The 16,370-nt window shown below is 31.0% G+C and carries 18 protein-coding genes; 9 read left to right on the forward strand and 9 right to left on the reverse strand.

The annotated features are described in order from the left end of the window. Positions 1-42: 42 nt before the first annotated feature. Complete coding sequence (locus ACOQN8_RS08830; RefSeq protein ID WP_420552403.1) at positions 43-597, reverse strand: hypothetical protein; 555 nt, start codon at positions 595-597, stop codon at positions 43-45. Positions 598-946: 349 nt separating this feature from the next. Here ACOQN8_RS08830 and ACOQN8_RS08835 point away from each other — a divergent pair, with 349 nt between their 5' ends. Together ACOQN8_RS08835 and ACOQN8_RS08840 are read left to right on the forward strand one after the other, a co-directional pair. Continuing rightward, positions 947-1,840, forward strand: a complete 894-nt coding sequence (locus ACOQN8_RS08835) for a DUF6731 family protein (RefSeq protein WP_420552404.1) — start codon at positions 947-949, stop codon at positions 1,838-1,840. A gap of 137 nt (positions 1,841-1,977) precedes the next feature. Next, positions 1,978-2,307, forward strand: a complete 330-nt coding sequence (locus tag ACOQN8_RS08840; protein ID WP_420552405.1) for a hypothetical protein — start codon at positions 1,978-1,980, stop codon at positions 2,305-2,307. Between the two features lie 441 nt (positions 2,308-2,748). Here ACOQN8_RS08840 and ACOQN8_RS08845 read toward each other — a convergent pair whose 3' ends face one another. From ACOQN8_RS08845 to ACOQN8_RS08855, 3 genes are all read right to left on the reverse strand, one after another. Further along, positions 2,749-3,978: an alpha/beta hydrolase-fold protein gene (locus ACOQN8_RS08845; RefSeq protein ID WP_420552406.1), complete on the reverse strand. Its 1,230-nt coding sequence runs from the start codon at positions 3,976-3,978 to the stop codon at positions 2,749-2,751. 84 nt (positions 3,979-4,062) lie between these two features. Then, on the reverse strand, positions 4,063-5,406 hold the full coding sequence (locus ACOQN8_RS08850; RefSeq protein WP_420552407.1) for a serine hydrolase domain-containing protein: 1,344 nt from the start codon (positions 5,404-5,406) through the stop codon (positions 4,063-4,065). A gap of 132 nt (positions 5,407-5,538) precedes the next feature. Next, positions 5,539-6,393 (reverse strand): CPBP family intramembrane glutamic endopeptidase, encoded by an 855-nt coding sequence (locus ACOQN8_RS08855; RefSeq protein WP_420552408.1) that lies wholly within the window; start codon positions 6,391-6,393, stop codon positions 5,539-5,541. Between the two features lie 175 nt (positions 6,394-6,568). On the opposite strand from ACOQN8_RS08855, the gene ACOQN8_RS08860 reads away from it, so the two are divergent. From ACOQN8_RS08860 to ACOQN8_RS08880, 5 genes are all read left to right on the forward strand, one after another. Then, positions 6,569-7,708 (forward strand): helix-turn-helix domain-containing protein, encoded by a 1,140-nt coding sequence (locus ACOQN8_RS08860; RefSeq protein WP_420552409.1) that lies wholly within the window; start codon positions 6,569-6,571, stop codon positions 7,706-7,708. A 521-nt stretch (positions 7,709-8,229) separates the two neighbouring features. Further along, positions 8,230-9,624 (forward strand): hypothetical protein, encoded by a 1,395-nt coding sequence (locus tag ACOQN8_RS08865; RefSeq protein WP_420552410.1) that lies wholly within the window; start codon positions 8,230-8,232, stop codon positions 9,622-9,624. Positions 9,625-9,630: 6 nt separating this feature from the next. After that, positions 9,631-10,551, forward strand: a complete 921-nt coding sequence (locus ACOQN8_RS08870) for a pyridoxal-phosphate dependent enzyme (protein WP_420552411.1) — start codon at positions 9,631-9,633, stop codon at positions 10,549-10,551. A gap of 12 nt (positions 10,552-10,563) precedes the next feature. After that, complete coding sequence (locus ACOQN8_RS08875) at positions 10,564-10,845, forward strand: LysO family transporter (RefSeq protein WP_420552412.1); 282 nt, start codon at positions 10,564-10,566, stop codon at positions 10,843-10,845. After that, on the forward strand, positions 10,835-11,440 hold the full coding sequence (locus tag ACOQN8_RS08880) for a LysO family transporter (RefSeq protein ID WP_150901043.1): 606 nt from the start codon (positions 10,835-10,837) through the stop codon (positions 11,438-11,440). The genes ACOQN8_RS08875 and ACOQN8_RS08880 overlap by 11 nt, the downstream gene beginning before the upstream one ends. 83 nt (positions 11,441-11,523) lie before the next feature. Here the strand turns inward: ACOQN8_RS08880 and ACOQN8_RS08885 are convergent, their stop codons facing one another. The 5 genes from ACOQN8_RS08885 to ACOQN8_RS08905 are packed head-to-tail and all read right to left on the reverse strand — an operon-like array spanning position 11,524 to position 14,533. Further along, positions 11,524-12,498 carry an NAD(P)-dependent alcohol dehydrogenase gene (locus ACOQN8_RS08885; protein ID WP_420552413.1) on the reverse strand — a complete coding sequence of 325 codons (975 nt, stop codon included), beginning with the start codon at positions 12,496-12,498 and terminating at the stop codon, positions 11,524-11,526. 53 nt (positions 12,499-12,551) lie between these two features. After that, positions 12,552-13,007 carry a DinB family protein gene (locus tag ACOQN8_RS08890; protein WP_420552414.1) on the reverse strand — a complete coding sequence of 152 codons (456 nt, stop codon included), beginning with the start codon at positions 13,005-13,007 and terminating at the stop codon, positions 12,552-12,554. Positions 13,008-13,054: 47 nt separating this feature from the next. Further along, the gene (locus tag ACOQN8_RS08895) at positions 13,055-13,552 is read right to left on the reverse strand and encodes a DUF2867 domain-containing protein (protein WP_420552415.1); all 498 of its coding nucleotides are present in this window, start codon (positions 13,550-13,552) and stop codon (positions 13,055-13,057) included. Next, entirely contained in the window at positions 13,549-13,977 is a 429-nt protein-coding gene (locus tag ACOQN8_RS08900; protein WP_420552416.1) for a hypothetical protein, read from the reverse strand. The genes ACOQN8_RS08895 and ACOQN8_RS08900 overlap by 4 nt, the downstream gene beginning before the upstream one ends. Positions 13,978-13,981: 4 nt before the next feature. Beyond that, positions 13,982-14,533 (reverse strand): TetR/AcrR family transcriptional regulator, encoded by a 552-nt coding sequence (locus ACOQN8_RS08905; protein WP_272151134.1) that lies wholly within the window; start codon positions 14,531-14,533, stop codon positions 13,982-13,984. Positions 14,534-14,698: 165 nt separating this feature from the next. Between ACOQN8_RS08905 and ACOQN8_RS08910 the strand changes: the two genes are divergently transcribed. Beyond that, positions 14,699-15,136, forward strand: a complete 438-nt coding sequence (locus tag ACOQN8_RS08910) for a MarR family winged helix-turn-helix transcriptional regulator (RefSeq protein WP_420552417.1) — start codon at positions 14,699-14,701, stop codon at positions 15,134-15,136. 1 nt (position 15,137) lies between these two features. Then, positions 15,138-16,346 (forward strand): dipeptidase, encoded by a 1,209-nt coding sequence (locus ACOQN8_RS08915; protein ID WP_420552418.1) that lies wholly within the window; start codon positions 15,138-15,140, stop codon positions 16,344-16,346. Positions 16,347-16,370 lie beyond the last annotated feature (24 nt).

Consider the following 16,370-nt stretch of genomic DNA (forward strand, 5'->3'; position numbering starts at 1 on the left):
AAGTAAGTTGTTTGTTTTAATACTGTTTAGTAGAAAGTAACACTATTCACTAGTTGAAGAGAGGGAAGTAGGCTGCTCTTGTTTTTCAATAAGGTATTTTATTTCAGCTTTCTTTTTTGAGGCCATTCTTATGAATATAAAAGAGAAAACGATTGTGAATATCCCGAGCCCTATACATATCTCTCTCACTCCAGAAATTAATACTTGAATAGAACTCCAAACTACTGAAGCTCCTAAAAAGATAAATGTAGGGACGCATGTTTTGAAAAACTGAAATTGATATTCCATATTTTCGTACCTTTTGATTAAGAACTCGTTTTTAGTTTTTGCTAAAAGAGAAAAATCATCAATCTCTTTATAACTAGAAGAACCCCTAAAGAATGCAGAATTATTAAGGTATATAGTAGCCTCACCAATAGTATATGCAAATACTAATGTTGGTATAGAAACTAATATCCCCCAAGTTGAGGTTTTAGATAAATATTCAATAAAAGGGAAAATATTGTATATGCCGCATGCAAATAAAAAAATAGAAACTAACCAAATAGTTCCTACTGCTAACTTTAAAGTAAAAGTGTTTAAATTGAATTTATCCATTTTATTTTATCTAAATTTTGACGACTTATTTAATTAGGTAAGCAAGTAATAAGGTAATTAATATATTATTATTCATTAAATGTAAATTTAATATAACTTTTATAAAAGCAAACTATTTATAATTTCAAACTTGTTGATAAATATGAAATTACCAAAAGGATTTTAACTTAACTAAAAATAGGGAAAACCCTTACTTATAGTATGGTTTTCCGTAAACTAGAGACTTTATTTTGTTTTACATTCGGAAGCTTAAAGATTAGAGAATTTTTGAGTTCTATAAAATCTTGAAGAAACTTATAATTTACTAGACTAATTCAATTTAGAGACTATATAATTTAAACAAAAAGTTATGAGCAATACAAAAGATTTAAGTATTTATTATTATAAAATAACTCCTAAAGCAATAACAAAAGAAGATAGAAGACTACATCAGGAAGAGTTGACAAAAGCATTTGAAATTCCAAACCAAGAGAATTTGGAGAATATTATTCAAACTAATGGTGAGGTTGGTCTATTTGAAGTGAAAAAAAGAAACGATTTTACATTCGGAACATTTTCTTTTACTCAAACTGAAAGTATTCCTCCAAGGCAAAATAAAAATACTAAAGAGATAAATAAGCTTGATTTAGAGGAAGATGATGGTTTAGGATATCAAACGTCTTTTTTGTTTGACAGTCAAACTAATATTATTGTACTTGTTAATAGGAGACCAGGAGTAAATGCTAAATCAATTGAAAAGTTTATTAAACATAATTTTAATACTCCCAATTTTACACTTGAAAAGATTACAAATAAATCTTCAATGGAAAACTTTTTTAAAACTAAAAGTTACAAAAAACTAAAAGTTAAACTTGCTTCTCCTACAAATATTAATAAACTTGTTGACGGTTCGGATTTATTACCAGTGGAGATTCCAAGTTTGGCAAATAAATTTGAGGCAGGAAAATTAAGTTTTGAATTTGAAGCAGAAACTAAACAGTCTTTAAATATCTCTAAAGTAAGAGAAGTTGTATCTTATTTAGATCGACAAACAAGTGCTGAATTATTAACATTAACTGTCACTGGTAACGACCCTGATGTTGAAGAAAAAACTTTTAACTTTTTAACGGGAACAATAAATGATAAAATTACTGTAGAAAAAACAAGGCATAATAATTTTAGAACAAGAGAGGTTTATGAGCAATTAGAAATTAAGTTTTATGAAAATTCGATATATTTGAGAGAAGTCTTCTCTAATAAATAAAAATGGTAAGTACTTTTATAAAATATCTGTCCAAAGTTTTTCCTTTTTTGATATCAATTTTAATAATTCTGATCACATATAAAATTAAAAACAATTTCATAGATTTATTAGATTTTAAAAATTTAATTGCTTCTACTATGGTAGTATTTAGTGTTTTACTTGGGTTTTTGTTGACAATAACAACATTACTTCATACTATTGATAATACTGCGATGCAATTAATTAAAAATGCAAATTCTAAATATAAAATACTAGTACATTATTTAAATTATAGTATATATTCAGCACTTGTTGTTTCAGTTATCTCTTTTACAATTCCAGTTTTTAAATCATTAGTAAATAATTTTAGTGAGTTAATTATTGATATATTTAAATACATCATTTTATATCTAATATTTACATCTACTATATTAATTATTCGTTTTATAATTGTATTTATTAAAATAATGACTACACCAAGGGAATAATAATACAAATGAAGATTTATTTTATTTATCTAGATATTTGTTATGCAGTTTTAATAATGTTTTATTTGATGCTGTTTCGTAATGACTGAAAAGTAAGTAATTAGTATAGTTTAGGATTTTCCCTAATTATATAATTTTATTCTGTCAGTGAAGCCCGTTGAAGGTTTCGCAGAGTTTTAAGAGTGTCAGCGAAGTCCGCTGATGGTTCTGCAGAGTTTCAAGAGTACCAGCGAAGCTCGCTGAAGGTTCTGCAGAGTTTCAAGAGTATCAGCGAAGCCCGCTGATGGTTTCGCAGAGTTTCAAGAGTATCAGCGAAGCCCGCTGATGGTTTCGCAGAGTTTCAAAAGCATCAGCGAAGCTCGCTGACAGTTTCGTAGAGTTTCAAGAGCATCAACGAAGCTCGCTGATAGTTCTGCAAAGTTTTTATCGTTAAACTAAAGACTATATCCCCTCCAACTTCAATCTATAAGCTTCAATATTCTTGTCTTCGTTTTGTATAGCGGTTTCAAAAGCCCTTGTATAAAACACCTTGGCTTTAGCTTTGTTGCCTTGTTGTAAATAGGCATCGCCCAAACTTCGTAATAGAATTGCCGATTTTTTAAACTTACCGAGTCCAGCGCTTAAAACTTCAATAGCCTTGTTTGTTTTTTGATGTTGTAAATAAAACTGAGCATATCGGTTAAACCACAAATCCCTAGTTTTGGTTTGGTAGTAGTTGCTAAACTCTTTCATAAACAAAGCAAAAGCAGGGTAATTGTTTTCTTTCATGGCTTGCAATAACAAAAAGTGTTTGGTGCTTTTATGAATCTCTTTAGAGGTATTGTATTTATCGCCTCTTTTGGCATAATGCGCTTTGAGTTGAGCCAATCCACCATATTGGTTAAAATCGTTTAAAGAGTTAAAGCGTAGGTAAGGATAATCGCTAAAGTAAAGGTTTAAACCTTTATGCAGGGTTAAGGTTGGAGTAGAGTGATGGTTTTCGTTTGGTAAGGAATCGAATTTCCATGTGGTTTTTGGTAAAACAGTGTTACTTAACAGGCTTTTAAATTGATTAACAGATTCCGCTGCCCAATGTTCAGAAGGGCTTAAAGAAACATAGATAAACTCGGTAGTATTGCCCTGTGTAACTAACTTTTTTCTCAAAGAGTTTAGTCTGGCTTTAGTTATATGGGTGGGGCTAGCTATAAAGAAAGCAGTAAATATATTTTCGGGTTGTGCAAGGAGTTCAAGTGCCAAACCTCCCGCCATTTCCCAACCAAAATAGAAGCGTTTGGAGGCAGCATTGTAATTTTTTTCAACAAACGGAATCAATTCATCCGTTAAAAACTGTATAAACATTTGAGCGTCTGGATATAACAATTTTCTCCTTTTTCTCTGCTGTGTATGTATGCCCACCACAATAAATGGAGGAGTTTTGTCTTGCCATTGCAACGTGTTCTGATACAGGACGCCATTTAAAAAATACCGTTGTCCGTCTACAATATACAGTACTGGATAAGCTGTTTTTTTATAATCAGCAGGCAGGTATATCGAAATTTCTCGATCTTGGTTTAAAACCTTCGAAGAAATCACTTGTTTGTTGCCTACCACATTAGGAGTAGCCTCTTGGGCTGTTAGCGAATAAAAAACAGTTTGAAAAAGTAGGAAACAAAGAACAATTTTAAACTTCATCGATATATAGTTAAGTATGCAAGGCTTAACAATAGTACAATAAATTTTAATTGTTCTTTGTTAATAATGAGCTAAATAACACGTTTACTCTTTGGTGTATTTGCCCTTAAAATCACCTTGAACAAAGCTTAGCTCACTTCCATCTGCAGAAAATATAAACGAAATAGACTCCGCATACATTTGTTCCATAACAAATCGGTTATTGCCTTTGTATACAAGTGGAGATTTAAATTCACCTTTTATAATATGAACCAAAGTAGTGTGGTCTCTTACAAACACTGCTTTGTCCGTTGCATCTTTTTCGTATACATAAGTCCCTGCAAATTTTTCAAGCTCAGTTTCCGAAATCTCAACAGGAGTATCTTTAAAATAACGTTTTAAAATGTCTAAAAATAAATCGTTAATATCAATGCTAGATCCATTGGTTATTGCAATAAGCGTTACTTGTTCTTTTGGAAAATAAATAGCGGTAGCTCTAAACTCATCAATATGCCCACGGTGTCCAAGTCCATGCCTATCGGTTATTTTATATCGGTATACCCCCATTCCATAATTGTCCTTAATGGTTTTCATAAGGGCTATACTTTTATCAGAAAGTAATTTGCCTGTAAGCACAGCGGTTATAAATTGGTTTACCTCTTTAGCAGTAGAAACTATAGAACCGCTTCCCAAGGTTATAGATAAGTTGGTTTCTGGAAACTTTGTTTTCCCTTCTGCAAAAGAATACGAATGTGCTTCGTTCTTACTACTGTCTATTTGTTTTCCTTCATAAGTGTTTTTTAAGCCTAAAGGCGTGCATATTTTTTTTTGTAAAAGTTTATTGTAGCTTTCGTTGTATACTTTTTCAAGAATATAAGCTAATAAAAAGTAGTTAGAGTTGCTATAGTCGCCTTTAGTGTTGGGTTCAAAATCGCTGTCGTAAGTAGCAATTAGGGCTAACATTTCTTCAGGCGATTTATACTCCGTTCTATATTCAAAAAAGTTTTTATCTTTTGTAAAGTTATGTATACCACTTCTGTGCTGCAATAAATGAGCAATGGTAATTTTTGATGCGTTTTTAATGCTAGGGGTGTATTTGTCTATGGTTTCATCTAAAGCAATCTTACCTTCTTCAACAGCTTTCAATACCAATGTCGCTGTATATGTTTTTGAAATTGAACCAATACGATATTTGGTGTTTTCATCGGCTTTTGTATTTGCTTCTATGTTGCTAAATCCAATAGTTTTAGAATAGATAGTTTTACCTTTTTTAGATAAGGCTATGCTTCCCATAAAAGTTCCGTTTTTCTCATAGCTACGTAGAAGGCTGTCTATTTCTGAAATCGGATTTACGGTTTGTGGTTCTTTTTTTAAGGATGCTTTTTGCTCATTTTTTTTACACGATAAGCAGATAAGAAATGCGAAAACAAGGAGAATAGCTTTGTTCATTTTTTACAGTTTAAGGTCAGTTGTTAGGATTTTTACCTTACAACGATTAAAGTGGTCAAAATGTTACACTTGCGTTACAAACTGTAAATGTTGAATAAAGGATAGGCGATGTACCTATCCTTATTGTTCAAGTTATTTTTTAAAAGAAGGCGGTACTATTTTTCCTTGTTGTATACTAGCGTATAAGAATACAATAGACACTATAGATAATAGGATGATAGAAAGTATAGAGTCTTCTAAACCATAAATACTACCCGTTAATAATTTTGGTCCGTTAAATGTTGAACTAAAAATATTTCCAACATCTTCAATACCCGATAGGTTAGAACCGTAAAAAGGTTGTGCAAAGTTCCATGCTAAATGGAATGCAAAGGGTAGCCAAATTCTTTTGGTATAAGTATACATAATACCATGTGCAAATCCGAAGATAAGTCCCAGTACTATCGATAAAAAGGTAACGTTGTCATTAAAAACATGAGGTAGTTCAAAAGATACCGAAATAATAGCCAAGGCAATATAGGTTCCTAACCAGTTTTCTAATATTCGGTATAAAATAGCTCTAAACATTATTTCTTCAAGTAAGGCGCTAATAACCAAAGAAGAAAGTGGTGCTAAGAAATAAGAATATCCGTTAAAGTTTGTTATTTGGTAATAGCCTAATGCATATAAAATTAGTATAACTAAAGAAAGAATTCCAAAGCCAAGTATAAATCCTCCAAAGAGCTCTTTTGTATGGTTTCTGATGGTTATTTCTGTAATGTTTCGTTGCTCTAAAAACTTAAATAGAAAATAATAGGTAGCTAATAAAACAGCGATTGAAGTATAATTAACAAACGTGTCCGAGATTTGTTTGGTAGCAATTAGTGTTTGGAAAATAGGCTTAGAAATAAAGTTTTGTACAAGGATTAAAACTGCTAAACAACTACTTATTCCTAAAAGGATTTTGGTAATAGGGAAATGTAAGATTTTTTTTAAGGGTTGATTCATTTATTTGATTAGTTGGGGTTAAAGATTAGTATAATTTTTCGCGACCACGATTTTCTATTAGACATAGTAGCTTATTGAATGTTACATGTTTACTCCTGAAACTTTTTACCAAAGAGTCGCAGGTTTTCTGTAAAATGTTTTGTAACTTAATGCTGAACACTGTGTCTTATTCAATATGGAAATAACGTATTCATTACAATCAACCATAAATATTGTGTTGTTAATATTAGGCGTATCGTTTGGAATACTACTAATAGCTTTACATCGAAAAGAACAGCGAAACACGTTTTTCTTAGGTGTTTTTATGATTCTTTTTGGTTTGGGTGCTATCAACGAAATAGTCATAGAACTAAATCTTATAAAGTATTATCCAAAGCTAGAATACTTACCGTTTGACTTTTTGTGGTTGTTGTTTCCCGTGTTTTATTTGTATGTGCAAGACATTTCCATTGTACCTGAAAAGAAAAAATACAATGTATTAATACCGGGAATTGTAGCATTTCTCTTTTTTACAGGTTTATTGCTTTTCGATTTGTCTTTTATCGTTCAAGTATTTGAATCAGCTATATTCGGATTGATATATTACTTAGGAGGGATTATTTACAGTATTGTAATCATGGTGAGGACTTTTAAACTCATAACTGTTCACACCAAGAAAATTAAAAATCAATATTCAACTACAGAATACAAAGGGATTATCTGGATTAAATATTTTTCGCTTACCATACTCCTTTATTTTATGTCGTCGTTTGTAGCATTAATATTGGTGGTTATTTTTCAAGAATCGGCAATTAGTTTATTAGATACGGCATTCCTTATTATTAATATGTGTTTAATTTTTTGGGCATCGTTTAAAGGAATTATGCAGCACGAAGTAAAATTGTTAATTCCAGAAGAAACCAATACCAATACTTCAGAATTATGTACTGAAAAAGATACACCAAAAGAATTGCCTCAGGAAAATAATACAGAGACCAAAGAAATAATTGATAAATTGCGTGCAGCGGTTGAAGAGTTTGAACTTTTCAAACATGTCGATTTAACCATTATTGATGTTGCTGAAAAAATTGGAGTACACCCAAGAAAATTATCGGCTACAATCAACGCGAATTTGGGATCTAATTTTAATCAGTTTATTAATAACTACAGAGTAGAATATGCCAAGAAATTATTGAAAAATAACTTGGAGAATAATTTTACTATTGAAGCCATAGCACACGAATCTGGATTTAAAAGCAGAACCTCGTTTTATACAGCATTTAAAAACAGTACTCAGATGACTCCGATTAAATACAAGGAGTCCCGATTTACGTAATTTTGTTCAGAATTCTAAAATCCGGACAACTTTAGCCCCGTTTTTACTGGGAATTCTAAAAATTAAACTCAACTTTGTACCCAGTTTTCGAACAGCCTTTAATAGGTGGGAAAGTTTGAAACAGGGGGATTTTAGAGAAAATTAAATAAAAAATTATTTGATTGACTTGATACGGCACTCTACAAAATAGTTGTGTTTCATCTTGGAGTAGAGTGTCTTTTTATTTTGAAAATAATATAAAGACTTTATAGTTTGTTAAAGTTGATTAGAAGATAATAAGTTACCTTTGTTAACTGTTATCTGACATACAAAAAGTAACTGTATGTAAATGCAGTTACTTGCTTTATTTCTAACATTAAGGAAGAAATTGGGAAATAAAGTAAATAACCTACGGAAAACTCCGTATACCTTAATCACATAAATGTGGTTGGTATACGGAGTTTTTTTATGGCAAAAAAACAAGGAGATATAAAAAACAAGAAAAGATTATGAACAGTAAAATAAATTTAAACAAGAATAAAATGAAAAAAAACATACTGGCATTAGTAGCCTTTTTAGTAGTAGGAAATGTTTTAGCCCAAGACCTTTCGAAGGCTATTATAGGAAAATGGAAATTAAAGACTTTAGAAGTAGACGGTTCTAAACTAAAACCACAAGATGCTTTTCAAACATCTGAAGTATTTCAGGTTTATGCAGCAAAAGGAGCCTTTACAGGAGTAGTTGGTGCGGAACAAAAAAAGGGAAACTGGAAAGTGTCTAAAAACCAAAAAGAAGTTAGTATAACAACAGACGGGAAGAAGAGTGTATTTAAAGTATTGTCTTTTAAAAGCAATAAAATGACGCTGAAAACAAAAATAGATGGACAGTTGATTACGTTGCATTACAAAAGAGTTAAAGAAGGAGCAGGAAACAAAGTGTCTGACATGGCAATTTTAGATGCCAACAGAGATGGAGTTATCAATCCATATGAAGCTTTAGACGTACTGTTGTTAATGCAAAAAGAAAAAGGTAAAATAGCTACAGACGATATTGCAGAGATTGTGGCTAGTTATCATACAGAACAACAAAAAGAAAGCGACGATATTTTTAAGGATGTTGATAAAAACAAGAACAACATCATAGAAATGAACGAAGCTCCAGAGGAAATGGTGCAGTTTTTACAAATGATGGATACAGATGGAAGTAGATCGGTAAGTAAAGAAGAAATGAATAATTTTAACTTTGAAAAAGCCATCTTTCCAGGAGAAGCAGCATTGAAACAACAAGCAAAAGAAATTTTACAACAATTCTCGGGAGGAAAAGCATATGTAGTAATTAAAAATGCACCAGCTGAAGTACAGGAAGAAGTTGTAGCTTGGGATAGTAATGAAGATGGAAAGTTAACTGAAAAAGAAATCTTTAAAGGATTAGAGTCAGGAGCGTCAACAGCTAAGTTTGAAGTAAAAGGAGATGTAGCTTATATGAATGGAACAATAAGCAGTAGTACACCAGCTGCTGTTTTAGAATTAATTTTCCAACATCCAGAAGTAAAAACAATAGAAATGTTAAGTGTACCAGGTTCTATTGACGATGTAGCTAATTTGCGCGCAAGTTTATATGTACATAAATTTGGATTAAACACTAGATTAAATTCTAAAAGTATGATTGCATCTGGTGGAACAGATTTCTTTTTAGCAGGTAGAAAAAGAACCATAGCAAAAGGAGCTAAAATTGGAGTACATTCGTGGGGTGGTGGAGCTACCGCTGCTACTGATTTACCTAAGAGCGATGAAGCACACCAAAAATATTTAGACTATTACACAAAAATTAATATTCCAACAGAGTTCTATTGGTACACACTTAAGGCTGCGCCAGCAAGTAGTATTCACAACATGACTGAGGAAGAAATTAAGAAATATAAAGTTAGAAACAACTAATAAACAATGAGACACAAATTTTATTTAGAAACTCCAATATACCAATCGCATAAGCTTTTTAATGAACAGCATAAGAATGTCTTTTATAAGATGGATTGTTATCAGCCAACCAATTCTTTTAAAATTAGAGGAATGGAAGAATTATGCAGGCATCATATTGGAGAAGGAAAAACAAAATTTGTGTCTTCTTCAGGAGGAAACGCGGGGTATTCATTAGCCTATGTTGGAAAACAGTTAGGAGTAAGTGTAAAAGTAGTAGTGCCTAGTACAACCACTAAATTTATGATTGATAAAATCAAAGATTTAGGAGCTAAAGTTGAGGTGCATGGCAATGTTTGGGACGAAGCACATCAGTATGCTTTGAAGTCAGCAGCGCAAGAAGACGCGGTATATGTATCGCCTTTCGACGATCCGTTGTTATGGAAAGGGCATGCTAGCATTATAGATGAATGTGCCCAACAAATGGAACAACCCGATACGGTTATTGTTTCAGTAGGTGGCGGTGGATTGTTGTGCGGAGTATTAGAAGGCATGAAAAAAAACGGATGGACCAACACACAAGTTATTACTACAGAAACCATAGGAGCAGCATCTTTTTATGAAAGTTATCAGGCAAATAAAATTGTAGAGCTAGAAGAAATTAAAACCATAGCCACAAGTTTAGGGGCTAAAAAGATAACAACCCAAGCCTTAGAGTTAGCTAAAGAATTTACAATAAAACCAGTAAAAGTATCAGATGCAACAGCGCTCAAAGCTTCTTTCGATTTTTTAAATGAAAAAAGCGTATTGGTAGAACCTGCTTGTGGAGCTGCGATATCTGTTCCGTATTTCCACCCTGAATTATTAGCTGAAAGTAACAACATTTTAGTCATTGTGTGTGGAGGAGCCAACACAGAATTCAATTATTTATATCAACACTTTAAATAAGATTAATAGAATATGCTACCAGTATTATTAGTAATGACACTAGGTATTGTTTTAGGATATGTGTTTAGAAATCAATCAAAAATCATCCGATTTTCAGAAAGAGCAACCAGTATGGTAATTTACTTGTTGTTGTTCTTACTGGGAATAGGAGTTGGGTTGAATAATACCATTGTGTCTAATATGGGAAGTATCGGATTACAAGCGCTACTTATTACTTTAGGAGCAATGTTTGGAAGTTTGCTATTGGCATATTTCACGTATAAATTATTTTTTGTCGCTAAAAATGAAAAATAGTCTTACCATTCTTTTAATGTTTGTAATAGGTTTATTGCTAGCATTGTATAAATTCTTACCCGATTTTTTAATCAATAACGACTTTACGCTATACACCTTATATGCATTAATGTTTTTTGTAGGAATCGGAATTGGTTCAGATACCAAAGCCTTTAAAGTTATACGAGAAACAAAAATTAAAATCATATTAGTGCCACTTTGTGTTATTGTAGGTTCGTTATTAGGAGCAGCAATCATTTCTTTCTTTATTGAAGATATAAACATGGTAGAAGCAATGGCGGTAGGTGCTGGATTTGGATATTATAGTTTATCATCCATTTTTATAACTGAAATAAGTGGAGAAACCTTGGGAGTAATAGCCTTACTTTCTAATATTTCTAGAGAAATCATAACACTTTTAGCTGCAGCGTTTTTTGTAAAGTATTTTGGAAAACTTGGAGCCATCACAGCAGGTGGAGCAACTTCTATGGATACTTGTTTGCCTATTATTTCAGAAACCACAGGTAAAGAGTGGGCAATTATAGCGGTGTTTAGTGGTGTAATACTTACGATTATAGTACCGTTTTTGGTACCTTTTATATTAACCTTTGTATAAAGAAAAAGGATGTTTCTTTATACTATAGTTCTGCTGATTTTCCTCAGGTTAGTATAATAAGTAGATGAGAATAATAGAGGGAATTATATAGTATTGTTGTTTAGATGGTTTGTAGTTAAGTATAATACTATTTTTCCTCTAGTTCTCATTGATTCTATGTGTTCAATAGCTTTAGAAACGTTAGTATAAGAAAACTTCTTTTCAATATAAGGTTTAATTTTATTGTCTTTTATAAGTTCTGCCAAAGTATTTAAATCTTTAGTATTTGCTTGTGCTGTAAATTGTGCTAGAGGGAATTTTTTTAAAGCAGTTTTCAATAATAAAGGTATTAGATGCCTCATATTAGTAAAGCCTACCACAACTCCACGCTTTGCCATTCGTTTATAATCAGTATAGTTTAAATTACCATAGGCATCAATTACTAAATCATATTTCTCCTTATGTTGGTGGATGGATGTTATATCATAAGCTAAAACTTTGTCAGCACCTATGGACTTTACAAAGTCAACATTTTTATGGGAACAAATAGCTGTAACATGAGCTCCATAAGCTTTGGCAACTTGGAGGGTAAGATGTCCAACTCCTCCCGATGCTCCGTTAATTAGAACTGACTCTCCTTTTTGTAATTTTCCATGTGTTATTAATGCTTGTAATGCTGTAAGTCCAGCCATGGGAATGCTAGCCATTTCAATAAACTCTTTTTCATCAGGTATTAACCCGCAAACTTTCTCAGGAGCATTAATGTATTCAGCAAAAGCGCCTCCTTCGATCATTTCACCAAATACAGAATCACCAACTTTAAATTTTGTAATTCCTTTACCAACTTCTTCTACAATTCCAGCGAAATCGGCACCAAGAATTTTATTTTTTGGTTTCAATACCCCAAAGCTAAGCCTAGCAAAGTATGGTTTTCCTCTCATGATACGCCAGTCGGCAGCATTGATAGAATTTGCTTTAACTTTAACAAGTAAGTGATTTTCTTTTACAGTAGGTTTCTCAATATTTTCTAAATTAAGTACATTAGGCCCTCCATATTGATATTTAGTTATGGCTTTCATTGAAATTTTATTTTTAGATACATAACGTATGTTAGATACCGTATATTTTTCAATTAAACAAACTTCTTAATGTTCATCATATAACCTAAATGCAAGCCTTCATGATAATTATTAAATTGAAAGGCATCCATTAGCGAATTTAAGTAAAATCCAGTTCCTGTCATTCGTGCGTTATAGCTAATGAATTCCCCGTTATAAAAATCCTTTTCAGTTTTTTCTATTAATGAAATTAATAAATTTTGGAGTTCATCAACTTCATGTTTTGTAGTATGTCCTGTGGCTTTGGTTCCTGGTTTGTATAATTTATATAGTTCTTCTGGGATATACCCATTTAAATTAGAACCTTTGTAAATTAGTACTTGTTGCGCAACTATAATATGTCCTATATTCCATATTAAATTGTTGCTAAACCCTTTAGGTACTTTATTTAATTGTTCTAAAGAGTACTTTTTAAAATATTCTGAATAGAGCTTTCTACTTGTTTTACAAGTTTTAAATATTGATTCCATTTCAATTTTTTTTTGTGCAGTTTTTATCATTTTCATATAGATTTATTTCATTTATTATTTTCATTAAAAGCATTAGAAACTAATCTTTTTACAACTAGTTTATGGAACGGTTTTACAATTGTCATATATATTTTTCCTGTGAGGTTATTAAGTTCTACTAGTGTAATGACTTTAATATTATAGTTTTTAATGTTTTCATTTTTTAAAAATACTCGGAAGTTTAAATGAGAGTCATCGGCACCCAATATTACCTCATTTTCTGAAATAGAAAATATTTTGAAAAACTTTACATAGCCACCTACTTTAAAGTTTTCGTTATAATCATCAGGGAGTTTGTTTTGTAACCCTAAGAAACCAGCAATTTTATTTCGAATTGTAAATAGTTTTTCAATCCATTTTGGATTAGAGTTGAAAATCATATTAGATATTTCTTCTAAATTGTTTAGATGATTTGTAGTTGAAAAAGTGTCTATAAAATCTATTTTCTGTAGCGATTTTCTTTCTCTATCTGTAAGGATGATAGCTTCTTCTATAACTTTTTTCATGATAATCTCATTTTCTTTTTTTCGTTGTTTACACCTAAAATTCCAATGATTCCTAGAGGAAGCAATAGTATCCATTGTGGAGCTAATATTTCATTAAAAAAACTAGAACCAATAAATACTATAGAAAATCCAGAACCAATAAATACTATAGAAAATCCAATATATAAGTAACTAATAAATGAAATTAATTCTTTATTGCTATTTACTTGCTTGCTATAGTAATGTTTAAAAAAAACAATTGAAGAAAGAAGTAAAACAACTGTAGCCATATGCCATACACCTAACATTTCTGTTTGTACTTGTAGTGATAATTTGCTTTTTAATAGAGGATTAACAAGAGTTGTTTGTCCACCGATAAGATGTATTAAAAAGGTTAGTAGGTTTATGATTCCAGCAATAATCCAGTAAATATTCTTTTTAGCCATAACTTTAGAATTTAATAAATTGATTGAGCTCTATTTTAACTTTATCTATATAATTTTTCGGCTGTTTTTTGTAACGTATCATTTCATGATAGCCTATTAAGTATTTATAAAACAACTGAGATTTAATGTCTGCTTCTTCAGAAGGAAAGTTCATTTCTATTAACAAGCTTTTTGTATAAGCTATTCTTTGAGTATCTATATTATCAATTAAAGCTTGTATCTGTTTATTCTTCTTAGCGTATCTCTTAAGGAAAAAAATAAAATCTAGATGAGGTTCTTTTTTGAAAGCTAGTTCTACTAATTTTAAAAACTTTTCTTTTCCGTTTTTAGAACTTTCAGTTAGTTTGATTATTTGTTCAGTATCTGTATCAATCCAATAAGAAATAATTTTATCTACAAATTCTTTTTTTGTCTTAAAGTGCCAATAAAAGCTAGATTTATTAACCTTTAGTTTTTGTGCCATCTTTTCAATAACAATTCCTTCTATTCCTTTTTCTGCAAATAGTTTATACCCTAAAGTAATCCAGTCGTGTTTTTTTGCTATTATTTTTGGCATTTATTAGACGTTTGCGTTTAATAGTGTAAATATAATTGTTTTATTTTAATTAAACGGCGACGTTTAATTAAAATAGTATTGAATTCTAAATAAATAGAATCGCTTAGTTTATTTTATTATTAATCCTTTAATTAAAAGTTGTAACTTGCAACTAAATTCAAGAAGATGGAAAAACAAACATACAATTCGTCATCAAGGTTTATTAGTGTAACCGAGCGTCTTTTGGTAAGTAAATTACAAGAAGAATTTATTAATAACAATATTGAAATTACGGTAGAACAGTGGAAGTTATTATTCTATTTATGGGATAATGACGGAGTAAACCAAAGAGATCTTTCAATAAGAGCCAATAAAGAAAAAAGTACTATTGCTAGACAAATAGTTGATTTAGAAAAGAAAGAATTGATTGTTCGAGAAAGTTCTGAGTTTGATAAGAGAAATAAACTCATTTTTATTACTGAAAAAGGGAAAGAACTTGAAAAAGAAACTTTAAAAATAGCCAATATAATCACAGAAAAATCTGAAAAGAATATTAGTGAAGAAGATTTAAATACTGTAAAAAGAGTACTAACACAAATGATACAAAACTTAAATAATAACTAATATGAAATCACCCAGAAGATTATTTCTTAAAAAACTTGGTTATACTGCTACAGCTGGAGTTGTTTTGCCATCCTTGGTTATGTGTGAGGGAAAATCAGTAGTAGTACAAAAAAAAGAACAGAGCCTCAATTATAAGGCATTAAAAACGTATTCAAAAGAGGTAATTCAATTGGTAAATCAAGCTACCTGTATAGATATGCTTGGCGATTATGGCGATTGGGTTCATAAACGAAATGGATTACCATTAGCTGAGCTATGGGAAAAAGTACCTAATTCTTTTACACAAGAAGATTATGAATTCGTTAAAAGTTGTGGAATAAATGTATTTGGTTGGGGAAATATGTTGCCCTCTTATGAAGAAATGTTGTTATTTATGGCAACACAAAACGGAATTATAGCATCCAATCCAAAATATTTTGAACGTATAGATACTATTGAAAAGCTTAATAACATTGGGATTTCAGACAAAATTGGGATGTTAATTACAAACCAAGACTCTAAACATTTTAGAACTTTAGATGATGTTAATCTTTTTTATGGATTAGGACAGCGAGTTTCTCAATTAACTTACAATGATAAAAACAGGATAGGTTGTGGAGCTTTTGAAGATGTAGATACTGGAATTACACCCTATGGTAAGAAAGTTGTAAAGCGTATGAATGAAGTTGGAATGGGGGTTGACGTGTCTCATTGTGGTGATATAACTACATTAGGTGGTATTGAAGCCAGTAATAAACCTATTTTAATTACACATGGAGCTTGCAGAAGTATAGCAAAAGGAGTTGCAAGAGCAAAAACAGACGAAGCTATTAAAGCAATGGCAAAAACGGGGGGAGTTATTGGTATTCCTATTTTACGTTTTATGATTAGTGAAAAAGAACCAGTTTTTATCGATGATTTTTTAAATCATATAGATCATGTCGCACAATTAGTTGGTATAGAATATGTAGGAATAGGAAGTGATCAAGGATTGTATACTGAAGATTATATTCCTAAAGAACTTAGAAAACAAAGACTAGAAAATGCTCCAAAGAAGTATCAAACACATACCAACGAAGAATATTTACTTACTATAGAAAGGCTTAATCATCCATACAGAACTTATGATATTGCCGAAGGTTTATTAAAACGAGGCTATAAGGATGAACACATACAAATGGTTCTTGGAAATAACTTCAAAAGAGCCTTAATAGAAATTTTTAAAGATTAAATAATTTTATGTAACAAAAGTAAA

The sequence above is a fragment of the Tenacibaculum aiptasiae genome (genome assembly GCF_965221665.1).
GTDB lineage: Bacteria > Bacteroidota > Bacteroidia > Flavobacteriales > Flavobacteriaceae > Polaribacter > Polaribacter aiptasiae.